Annotated in this window: 12 protein-coding genes; 10 read left to right on the forward strand and 2 right to left on the reverse strand. The window is 62.8% G+C overall.

What is annotated here, in order from left to right:
* Position 1 precedes the first annotated feature (1 nt).
* From VF515_06270 to VF515_06310, 9 genes are all read left to right on the forward strand, one after another.
* On the forward strand, positions 2 to 520 hold the full coding sequence (locus tag VF515_06270) for a polymer-forming cytoskeletal protein (protein ID HEX7407242.1): 519 nt from the start codon (positions 2 to 4) through the stop codon (positions 518 to 520).
* A 132-nt stretch (positions 521 to 652) separates the two neighbouring features.
* The gene (locus VF515_06275; protein ID HEX7407243.1) at positions 653 to 1,081 is read left to right on the forward strand and encodes an ATP synthase F0 subunit B; all 429 of its coding nucleotides are present in this window, start codon (positions 653 to 655) and stop codon (positions 1,079 to 1,081) included.
* Positions 1,078 to 1,653 carry a hypothetical protein gene (locus VF515_06280; protein HEX7407244.1) on the forward strand — a complete coding sequence of 192 codons (576 nt, stop codon included), beginning with the start codon at positions 1,078 to 1,080 and terminating at the stop codon, positions 1,651 to 1,653. The genes VF515_06275 and VF515_06280 overlap by 4 nt, the downstream gene beginning before the upstream one ends.
* Positions 1,650 to 2,192, forward strand: coding sequence for an ATP synthase F1 subunit delta (gene atpH, locus VF515_06285; protein ID HEX7407245.1), 543 nt, complete (start codon positions 1,650 to 1,652; stop codon positions 2,190 to 2,192). The genes VF515_06280 and atpH overlap by 4 nt, the downstream gene beginning before the upstream one ends.
* A gap of 16 nt (positions 2,193 to 2,208) precedes the next feature.
* Positions 2,209 to 3,717, forward strand: coding sequence for a F0F1 ATP synthase subunit alpha (atpA, locus tag VF515_06290; GenBank protein ID HEX7407246.1), 1,509 nt, complete (start codon positions 2,209 to 2,211; stop codon positions 3,715 to 3,717).
* Between the two features lie 31 nt (positions 3,718 to 3,748).
* A complete protein-coding gene (atpG, locus tag VF515_06295; GenBank protein ID HEX7407247.1) occupies positions 3,749 to 4,609 on the forward strand; it encodes an ATP synthase F1 subunit gamma in 861 nt (286 codons plus the stop codon).
* A 43-nt stretch (positions 4,610 to 4,652) separates the two neighbouring features.
* Complete coding sequence (gene atpD / locus VF515_06300; protein ID HEX7407248.1) at positions 4,653 to 6,059, forward strand: F0F1 ATP synthase subunit beta; 1,407 nt, start codon at positions 4,653 to 4,655, stop codon at positions 6,057 to 6,059.
* A 39-nt stretch (positions 6,060 to 6,098) separates the two neighbouring features.
* The gene (gene atpC / locus VF515_06305; GenBank protein ID HEX7407249.1) at positions 6,099 to 6,506 is read left to right on the forward strand and encodes an ATP synthase F1 subunit epsilon; all 408 of its coding nucleotides are present in this window, start codon (positions 6,099 to 6,101) and stop codon (positions 6,504 to 6,506) included.
* A 147-nt stretch (positions 6,507 to 6,653) separates the two neighbouring features.
* Positions 6,654 to 7,061: a Rieske 2Fe-2S domain-containing protein gene (locus VF515_06310; GenBank protein ID HEX7407250.1), complete on the forward strand. Its 408-nt coding sequence runs from the start codon at positions 6,654 to 6,656 to the stop codon at positions 7,059 to 7,061.
* Here VF515_06310 and VF515_06315 read toward each other — a convergent pair.
* Positions 7,021 to 7,689 (reverse strand): nitroreductase family protein, encoded by a 669-nt coding sequence (locus VF515_06315; GenBank protein ID HEX7407251.1) that lies wholly within the window; start codon positions 7,687 to 7,689, stop codon positions 7,021 to 7,023. The genes VF515_06310 and VF515_06315 overlap by 41 nt on opposite strands.
* 149 nt (positions 7,690 to 7,838) lie before the next feature.
* On the opposite strand from VF515_06315, the gene VF515_06320 reads away from it, so the two are divergent.
* A complete protein-coding gene (locus tag VF515_06320) occupies positions 7,839 to 8,027 on the forward strand; it encodes a hypothetical protein (protein ID HEX7407252.1) in 189 nt (62 codons plus the stop codon).
* Between the two features lie 27 nt (positions 8,028 to 8,054).
* Here the strand turns inward: VF515_06320 and VF515_06325 are convergent, their stop codons facing one another.
* Positions 8,055 to 8,882, reverse strand: a complete 828-nt coding sequence (locus VF515_06325; protein HEX7407253.1) for an enoyl-CoA hydratase — start codon at positions 8,880 to 8,882, stop codon at positions 8,055 to 8,057.
* Positions 8,883 to 8,973: the final 91 nt, after the last annotated feature.

Raw genomic sequence — 8,973 nt, forward strand, 5'->3', positions numbered from 1 at the left:
CATGGCCTTATTCGCGAAGGACGACAAAGTGCAGCGCCCTGACCCTGCCAGGGCACCGGTCAGCTCGCAGACATGGACCGCTGAGACCCCGAGAACCACCGAGTCAGTCCAGGCACATCTCGGCAAGGGCAGTCGTGTAGAAGGAAAACTGACGTTCGAAGGCAGCGTGGAGATCGATGGTTGCATCGACGGCGAAATCGGCGCGCAGGACGCAGTTATCATCGGCGACAGCGCGGTCATCAACGCGCAGATACATGCGGAAACCATCATCATCAAAGGCAAAGTCACGGGGGACCTCACCGCACGCAAACGGGTTGAACTGCGCGCACCTGGCCGGCTCGTGGGGAATATCACTACCCCAAGCCTCGTGATTCATGAAGGTGTCGTGTTTGAAGGGCATTGCTCGATGGGAGGGGGATCTGAGGTAAAGGCGGATAAATCGGACCGTAAAGTGGCTCTCTTTCCGAAAGAGGAACGGACTCCCACGTCCGTCCGGTTGCAGTCAGAGGCGGTCAAGTAGGGCCTGCTTCCGCGAGCCGAGAACAGCGTTCCTCCCGATTGTCCCGGCACGTATGACAAACGGTGCGCCGCGCCTTGCGCTAGCGGTGCCGGTTGTTGTGCGTCATGAAGAACCTCGATACGAAAACACGCCATGGAGTTTCAACTTGATTCCTTCCTGATCCAGATTGCGTCGTTCGTCATTCTCTGGCTCGGCTTGAAGCGCCTGCTCTTTGATCCGGCCTTGCAGGTGCTGGAGGCCCGCGAAGCCCGGACCTCAGGGCTCGCCCGCGAGGCCGCGGAAATGAAATCCGCTGCGGACCGTTCGGCCGCGGAATACGAAGCCCGCATGCGCGAAATTCGTCATCAGCTGGCCGTGGAAGCAGAAGCTGCGCGCGTCGTTACGCGGACGCAGGAGCGGCAGGTCATCTCTGTGGCACGCGATCAGGTGAGCCATCAGCTCATGCAGCTGCGGGACACCTTGAGCCGCCAGGCCGAGGAGGCCCGGCCGGCGCTGGCCGCCGAGGCCCGCGACCTTTCTGCCCGCATGCTTGAGCGCGTCGTCGGGAGAAGGCTTGCATGAGACGGCCAAGCGTCGGTATCATCACCCAGGCCGCCCTGGCTACGGCCGCTGTGCCGCTGGCTCTGGCCGAGGAAGGGACGCACGGACACGAGGCGGGTAGTCCGCTCGGGCCGCTCTTCTTCTCGACGATCAACCTGCTCATCTTCCTATGGGTACTCGCCCGTTACGTTTTGCCTCCGATCCGCGCCTGGGTCCGCAATCGTCGCACGCACATCGTGCAGGCGCTCGAGACAGCCGCTGCCGCCAAAGCCGAAGCGCTCAAGCTGCGGACCGAGTGGGAGGAGCGCCTGGCGCAGTTCAATCAGTCGCTGGAAGCGATGCGCACGCAAGCGCGGCGTGATGCCGAGCACGAGCGCGACCAGATTCTCGCGGCCGCGCGCAAGGCCGCCGCCGCCATCCGTAAGGCCGCCGAGCTGGCTGCCGTCTACGAAATGCGACGCACGCAGGAGCTGCTGCGCGCCGACCTGGTGCGCCAAGCCGTGCGGTCGGCTGAAGACGCGGCGCGCACCCAGCTCACCGAGGACGATCAACAGCGCTTCGTTACCGAGTTTCTCAAACAGGTGTGGCAATGAGCGCCGTGTCCCGGCGGTACGCCAAGGCCATCTTCGCTCTGGCAGAAGACGAGCAGTCGTTGGAGCAGACGGCCGAGCAACTCGGTCGCCTGGCGGCCCTCGTGCAGGATCCCACCGTTGGCCCGGTGTTGCGCAGCCCGCTGCTGTCGCCGCGGCGCCGCCGTGACCTGGCGCAAACGGTGGCCCAAGGGCTGTCCCTTTCCAATCTGCTGGCGCGTTTTCTTGCTGTGCTCAGCGACCACCAGCGTCTGAGCGAACTGCCGGCCATCGCCGAATACTTCCAACGTCTCTTGGATCAGACACTGGGACGCGTCCGTATTGCCATCCGCAGCGCCCGTGTCCTGGACCCGGCACAGGAACAACAGATCGCGGCGGCCTTCGCGCGCCTGACGGGAAAGCAGGTCATGCCGGCGGCGGTGGTGGATCCCGAGCTCCTCGGCGGCGTGCTCGTGGAAGTGGAAGGTAAAGTCTACGACGGTAGCGTACGCACCCAATTGGAGCGCCTCGCCAAGGAGCTCAGCGGCACGGTTGCGCGCTAGGAGGATGCACGACAAAATGGAGATTCGCCCAGCCGAAATTAGCGAAGTCATCAAGCGCCAGATCAGCGAGTACGGGCGCGAAGTCGAGGTGCGCGAGACCGGCCGCGTCCTTTCTTGTGGCGACGGCATCGCCCGCATCTACGGCCTCGAAAAAGTCGCCGCTGGCGAGCTCATTCAGTTTCCCCATGACATTTATGGGATTGTGCTCAACCTGGAGGAAGACAACGTCGGCGCGGCCGTGTTCGGCGAGGTGGAAGCCATCAAGGAAGGCGACGAGGTACGCCGCACCAACCGCATCGCCGAAGTGCCTGTTGGGGATGCCCTGCTCGGGCGGGTGGTCGACGCGCTCGGGCAGCCGATCGACGGCAAAGGCCCCATCGCCACCAGCGAGAGCCGGCGCATCGAACTGAAGGCGCCGGGGATCGTCGCCCGGCAGCCGGTGAAAGAACCTTTGCAGACCGGAATAAAGGCCATCGATGCCATGATCCCCATCGGCCGCGGTCAACGCGAATTGATCATCGGCGACCGACAGACCGGAAAGACGGCAGTCGCGCTAGACACCATCGTCAACCAGCGCGGCGGTGACGTGGCGTGCATCTACGTCGCCATCGGACAAAAGCGCTCCACGGTGGCGCAGGTGGTCGACAAGCTCGCCCGATTCGGAGCTATGGAATACACCATCGTGGTCGCAGCCACCGCCTCCGAGGCCGCGCCTCTGCAGTTCATCGCCCCGTACACTGGTTGCACCATCGGTGAGTACTTTCGCGACAATCGCCGCCATGCATTGGTCATTTACGACGACCTTTCGAAGCACGCCGTGGCCTACCGGCAGTTGTCGCTGCTGCTGCGGCGCCCGCCGGGCCGTGAAGCATACCCCGGCGACGTGTTCTACCTGCACTCGCGGCTGTTGGAGCGCGCCGCCAAGATGAGCGAGGATCGTGGCGGCGGTTCCCTGACGGCACTGCCGATCATCGAAACCCAGGCCGGTGACGTCTCGGCATACATTCCCACCAACGTGATCTCGATCACTGACGGACAGATTTTCCTCGAGACCGACCTGTTCTACTCGGGCGTACGACCGGCCGTGAACGTCGGCATCTCGGTGTCCCGTGTCGGCGGCTCGGCACAGATTAAGGCCATGAAGCAGGTGGCTGGCTCCCTGCGCATCGAGCTGGCGCAGTATCGTGAGATGGCCGCCTTCGCACAGTTCGGGTCTGATTTGGACGCCACTACCCAGCGGCAACTGGCGCGCGGCAGCCGGCTGGTCGAGGTGCTGAAGCAGGGACAGTACGATCCACAGCCCATCGAGCGTCAGGTGTTGATCATCTACGCTGCCACCAACGGCTATGTTGACCATCTGCCGGAGAGCGCCGTAACACGGTACGAGGCCGAACTGTACCGCTTCGTCGACAACCGCCATCCCGACCTGTTCGCGGACATTCGCACGAAGAAGCAGTTTGACGACGAACTGAAGACCAAGGTCAGCAAGGTGCTCAACGAATTCAAGGACGTTTTCGCCGCGTGAGACGCGGTGAAGGGTCCAACGCTGCACGTTCATGGCGAGCCTGAAGATCATTCGTAAGCGTATCACCTCGGTGAAGAGCACGCAGAAGATCACCAAAGCCATGAAGATGGTGTCGGCGGCCAAGCTGCGGCGCGCGCAGGACGCCGCCATAGCGGCGCGTCCGTACGCGGACAAACTCACCGATCTGCTGCGCAATGTCGCCGCGCGCCTGGGCGCCACGGGGCATCCGCTGCTGCAAACGCGGGCGGAGGAACGCATGACCCACGTTCTCCTGGTGACCGCGGACCGCGGCTTGTGCGGCGGCTACAACAGCAATCTGATCCGTAAGGCGGAAAGGCTCATCGAGGAACGTGGCTGGGACCGCGTGCGTATGACCATCGTCGGCCGCCGCGGCTTCGATTACTTCAAACGGCGCCCCGTCACCATCGTCGATAAGCACATCAACTTGTTCGGCGGACCTTCCGCCGAGCTGGCGCGGCAGATTGGAGAACAGCTGGCGCGTGAATTTGCCGAAGGCACGAGCGACGCCGTCGCCCTGATCTACGCCCGCTTCCGGTCGGCACTGGTGCAGGTGCCGACCGAGCAACGCCTCCTGCCGATCGCGCCGGAAGCCACCGAGGGCAAGACCGCCGTGGAATATCTCTACGAGCCCAACGCCGCGTTGCTTCTCGACCGCCTGCTGCGGCAGTACGTTACCGTGCTTATTCACCGTGCCTTCTTGGAAGCGACGGCCAGCGAGCATGGCGCGCGCATGACGGCTATGGACAGCGCTACCAACAATGCCTCAGAAATGATCGACCGGTTGACGTTGGAAATGAACCGTGCCCGCCAAGCAACGATTACCAAAGAACTGATGGAGATCATCGGCGGCGCCGAGGCCCTCAAGGGCTGATCGACGGCTGGCACCGCGACATTCAGAGCAGAGGATAGACGACATGAACATCGGTAAGATCACGCAGATCATCGGCCCGGTGGTGGACGTGGAGTTCGCCAACGGCACCGTGCCGCCGATCTATAATGCCCTGCGCATTTCGAATCCGGCGATCAGCAGTCAAGCGTGGAACCTGGTTGTCGAAGTGGCGCAGCACCTCGGCGAGAGGACCGTGCGCTGCATTGCCATGGATTCGACCGAGGGGCTGGTGCGCGGCATGGAGGTGCAGGATACCGGTGATCCGATCACGGTGCCGGTCGGGCCGCAGACGCTCGGCCGCATCATCAACGTTATCGGCGAACCGGTGGATGAGGCTGGACCTGTGGAGGGAGTGACCCGGTATCCCATTCACCGCTCGCCGCCTACCTTCGTCGATCAGGCCACGGAGGTTCAGGCCTTCGAAACCGGCATCAAAGTCGTCGACCTGCTCGCACCGTATGCCCGCGGCGGCAAGATCGGCCTGTTTGGTGGCGCTGGCGTAGGCAAGACCGTGTTGATCATGGAGCTGATCAACAATGTGGCGACGCAGCATGGTGGGTACTCCGTCTTCGGTGGTGTGGGCGAGCGCACGCGCGAGGGCAACGACCTGTGGCTGGAGATGCGTGAGTCAGGCGTCATTTCGAAGACCGCCTTGGTCTACGGCCAGATGAACGAACCGCCGGGCGCCCGTGCCCGCGTAGGACTGACCGCCGTGACAGCCGCCGAATATTTCCGTGACGAAGAGGGCAAGGACGTGCTGCTCTTCATCGACAACATCTTCCGCTTTACGCAGGCGAACTCGGAAGTGTCGGCCTTGCTCGGCCGTATGCCATCGGCGGTGGGTTACCAGCCGACCCTGTCGACCGACCTCGGCGAATTGCAGGAACGCATCACCACCACCAAAAAGGGCTCGATCACCTCGGTGCAAGCGATCTACGTTCCGGCCGACGACCTGACCGACCCGGCGCCGGCCACCACCTTTGCGCACCTCGACGCCACAACGGTCCTGTCGCGCGCCTTGACGGAAATCGGCATCTATCCCGCCGTCGACCCGCTCGATTCCACCTCTCGGATTCTCGATCCCGGTGTCGTCGGTGAAGAGCACTACCACGTCGCGCGCCAGGTCCAGGAGGTGTTGCAGCGGTACAAGGATCTGCAAGACATCATCGCCATCCTGGGCATGGACGAGTTGTCGGAAGAGGACAAGCTGATTGTGTCGCGGGCGCGGAAGATCCAGCGCTTCCTGTCGCAGCCGTTTCATGTCGCCGAAGCGTTCACGAATATGAAGGGCGCGTACGTGAAGCTGCCAGACACGATCCGTGGATTCAAAGAAATTGCCGACGGCAAGCACGATGATATTCCCGAGCAGGCTTTTTACATGGTCGGGACCATCGAGGATGCGGTGGAGAAGGCCAGGAAGCTCGCCGCGTAGCGGCAGCAGCACGAGCCGGCCATCCGCAAGAGCAACCACATGCCCGATGCTTTCCAGCTCCGGATTGTGACCCCGAACCGGCTGCTGTTCGACGAACAGGTACGCGAGGTCACTGCCCCGGGCACGCTCGGCGAGTTCGGTGTGCTGCCCGACCACATCACGTTCCTTACCTCCCTGGAGATCGGTGCGCTCCGTTACCGGATCGATGGGGAGGCGCAGCGGATAGCGGTCCGCGGGGGGTTCGCGGAAGTGGCGGACAACGTGATGACCGTCCTCGCCGATGAGGCTGTTTTCGCTGAGGACGTTGATCGAGAGGCCGCCCGCGCCGATCTGACGGCAGCCGATGCCCAGTTACGTAACCTGTCGCCGCTCGATCCAAGTTTTTCCGCCGCCGACGCCAATCGCCGTTGGGCCCAGGCGCGAATCGAGCTCAGCAGCGGACGGTAAGTACGAGCCTGCGATCATCCTACATTACTCCTCGGCTTCCCACCGGTTCACTTCCGCCCAGAAGAAGCTGAACAGCACCCGTGTCTCGGGGGGCGTCCCCTGCCGTGAGTTTCAAGTGCCGCTGCCGCTATAGTAACGTGACTGGTGATGTCAGACGATGCGCATGAGGTGGTTGTGGCTCGCGTCGGCGAGCTGACCCCAGGACAAACGACGAAGTTTTTGCTGCGGTGTCACGATCGCGAGGAGGAATGCTTCCTGGTCAATCACCGCGGGACGCTGTACGCCTACATCAACCGTTGCTGTCACGTGCCCATGACCATGGACTGGATCGACAACCAGTTCATGACCGAGGACCAGCGATACATCCTATGCGCCACCCACGGTGCCTGCTATCAGCCCGATACCGGTGAATGCATCGTCGGACCGCCGCTGGGGAAATTCCTGACCCCGGTGCCGTTAGTCATCCGCGGCGACACAGTCATCGCTGCCTGTCCCGAGGAGGGCCCACGCGCCCCTACCGGGAACGCGTCGCGCCCCACCTCTCCCAGTAGGTAACCTCGTGCACCGGGCGCCGTCTGGTGGGCCCGAACTTGCCTTTCGGGTAGCCGATGGGAAGCAGCGCAACGGTGTCCACCTCAGCCGGTATACCGAGGCGCTCCTTGATTTCATCTTCGTACAGCAGGTGCAGTGTAGTCAGCACCGAGCCCAAACCCAAGGCGCGTACCGCCAGCAGTATGTTCTGCACCGCCGGAAAGACAGAGGCGTAGAGACCCGCAGGGCTGCGCCGGCGGCCCTCCACGGTAGGCAAATCGGCGCGCGGCACCATGCACACGAGCAATAAGACCGGCGCCTCATGCAGATGCTCAGCAAGCTCGGCCGCCGCGCGCGCCATCCGCAGGCGGGGGCCCAGTTCTTCGGCCGGCGGCGGATTCTTCGCTGCGGCTTCCAGATTGGCCTGGGCGTAGAGATCCCACGCTCGCTTATAGCGCTCCTGAATAAAGCGTTTCCCGTCGCCGTCGCGAACGACGATGAAACGCCACACCTGACTGTTGCTGCCGCTCGGCGCCTTGGTGCCCGCCTCCAGAATCTTCCATATCAACTCGTCCGGAACCGGGTCCGGTTTAAAGCGGCGCATCGCACGCAGTTGGTACATGGCTTCAAAGACGCCGATTTCACTTGACATGCGACCCTCCGTTCTTTGATGAAGTGCGGCCGTTTCGACACAGCCACCTTTGCAGATTTCATCGTTTTCGGCGATACCATCGGGCCGAGATCGGAGCAGGCCATGCGATGCTGGATAGGCGCAACCGCGGTCGCACTTAGGTAGCCGTCTTGCCAGGGCCGGTTTTCGCCAATACCGCTGCCATCGACTGGGACCAGGTCATCACCGAGGCCGAGTTGGCCGCGACGCACGGACGCGACGAACGACTTCGGGTGGATCAATTCCGCCCAGCAGTCCGGATGTACTACGAGGTGGTGAAGACACTCTCGGGTGCAGACAGTGATGACATCCGGCAATAAGAGCAGCGAAAACCGCTGACAGTTTTTTCAGCGTCCGGTAAACCGGGGCTGCCGCCGTTCCAAGAACGACGCTACCCCTTCACGGAAATCATCGGTGCCGAAGCTCATGATCATCTCGCTATCGGCCTCATTCATGGCTGCGGTGAGGTCGGTGAACGTGGCTCCGTACAGTTGTCGTTTCATGATCCTGAGAGAGCGCGGTGAGCACTGCGTCGCCATCTCGGTGGCGATCTGGCGCACCGTCGGTAGCAGCGAATCGTGCGGCACGACGCGGTTTATCAGGCCCATGCGCAGCGCTTCTTCCGCGTTGATGAGCCGTCCGGAGAACAGCAGATCGCAGGCATTGGCCATGCCGATGAGCCGCGGCAGGAGCCAGGCGATGCCGTGCTCCGCCACCAAACCGCGCCGGGCAAACACGGTGCCGAAGCGGGCCCGATCGGAAGCGATGCGCAGGTCGTAGAACAGCATGTACGAGAGCCCGAGGCCTGTCGCCGCGCCATTGACTGCCGCGATCACCGGCTTGTGCAAGCCGAGCGGATAGCTGTAGGGGCCTCGAAATGCCGCGGGAGTCGCAGGATCCTCGTCCTCAGCCGAGATGGGGTTGGTTTCCTGTTCACCCTCAGTGCTGCCCTGCTGCAGTCCCTGCAAGAGGTTCATATCCGCACCGGCGCAATACCCTTTCCCGGCGCCAGTGACGATGATCACCCGAACCGCATCATCTTTTTCTGCCTGACGAAAGGCGTGGTGCACTTCGCTCGCCATACGCATGGTCCACGCATTCAGACGCTCCGGCCGGTTGAGGGTGATGGTCGCGATGGCCTCCGCGACTTCGTACAGGATCTGCTGATACTCCATCCGCTTCGTCCTTTCTGAGCTGAATGTCGGTGCGGGCTGCCGCGCAGTTCACTACTTTGAGCTTCGCTACGCAAGTGCTTTTCGGGCGCGG

The organism is Candidatus Binatia bacterium (genome assembly GCA_036382395.1).
In the GTDB taxonomy this organism is placed as follows: domain Bacteria; phylum Desulfobacterota; class Binatia; order HRBIN30; family HRBIN30; genus JAGDMS01.

Bases quoted from the DNA above. Each gene is read 5' to 3' on its own strand.
- atpC (HEX7407249.1), top strand. From the start codon at position 6,099: ATGCCCGATGCTTTCCAGCTCCGGATTGTGACCCCGAACCGGCTGCTG.
- VF515_06310 (HEX7407250.1), top strand. From the start codon at position 6,654: ATGTCAGACGATGCGCATGAGGTGGTTGTGGCTCGCGTCGGCGAGCTG.
- VF515_06280 (HEX7407244.1), top strand. From the start codon at position 1,078: ATGAGACGGCCAAGCGTCGGTATCATCACCCAGGCCGCCCTGGCTACG.
- atpH (HEX7407245.1), top strand. From the start codon at position 1,650: ATGAGCGCCGTGTCCCGGCGGTACGCCAAGGCCATCTTCGCTCTGGCA.
- VF515_06325 (HEX7407253.1), bottom strand. From the start codon at position 8,882: ATGGAGTATCAGCAGATCCTGTACGAAGTCGCGGAGGCCATCGCGACC.
- VF515_06270 (HEX7407242.1), top strand. From the start codon at position 2: ATGGCCTTATTCGCGAAGGACGACAAAGTGCAGCGCCCTGACCCTGCC.
- atpA (HEX7407246.1), top strand. From the start codon at position 2,209: ATGGAGATTCGCCCAGCCGAAATTAGCGAAGTCATCAAGCGCCAGATC.
- atpD (HEX7407248.1), top strand. From the start codon at position 4,653: ATGAACATCGGTAAGATCACGCAGATCATCGGCCCGGTGGTGGACGTG.
- VF515_06275 (HEX7407243.1), top strand. From the start codon at position 653: ATGGAGTTTCAACTTGATTCCTTCCTGATCCAGATTGCGTCGTTCGTC.
- VF515_06315 (HEX7407251.1), bottom strand. From the start codon at position 7,689: ATGTCAAGTGAAATCGGCGTCTTTGAAGCCATGTACCAACTGCGTGCG.
- atpG (HEX7407247.1), top strand. From the start codon at position 3,749: ATGGCGAGCCTGAAGATCATTCGTAAGCGTATCACCTCGGTGAAGAGC.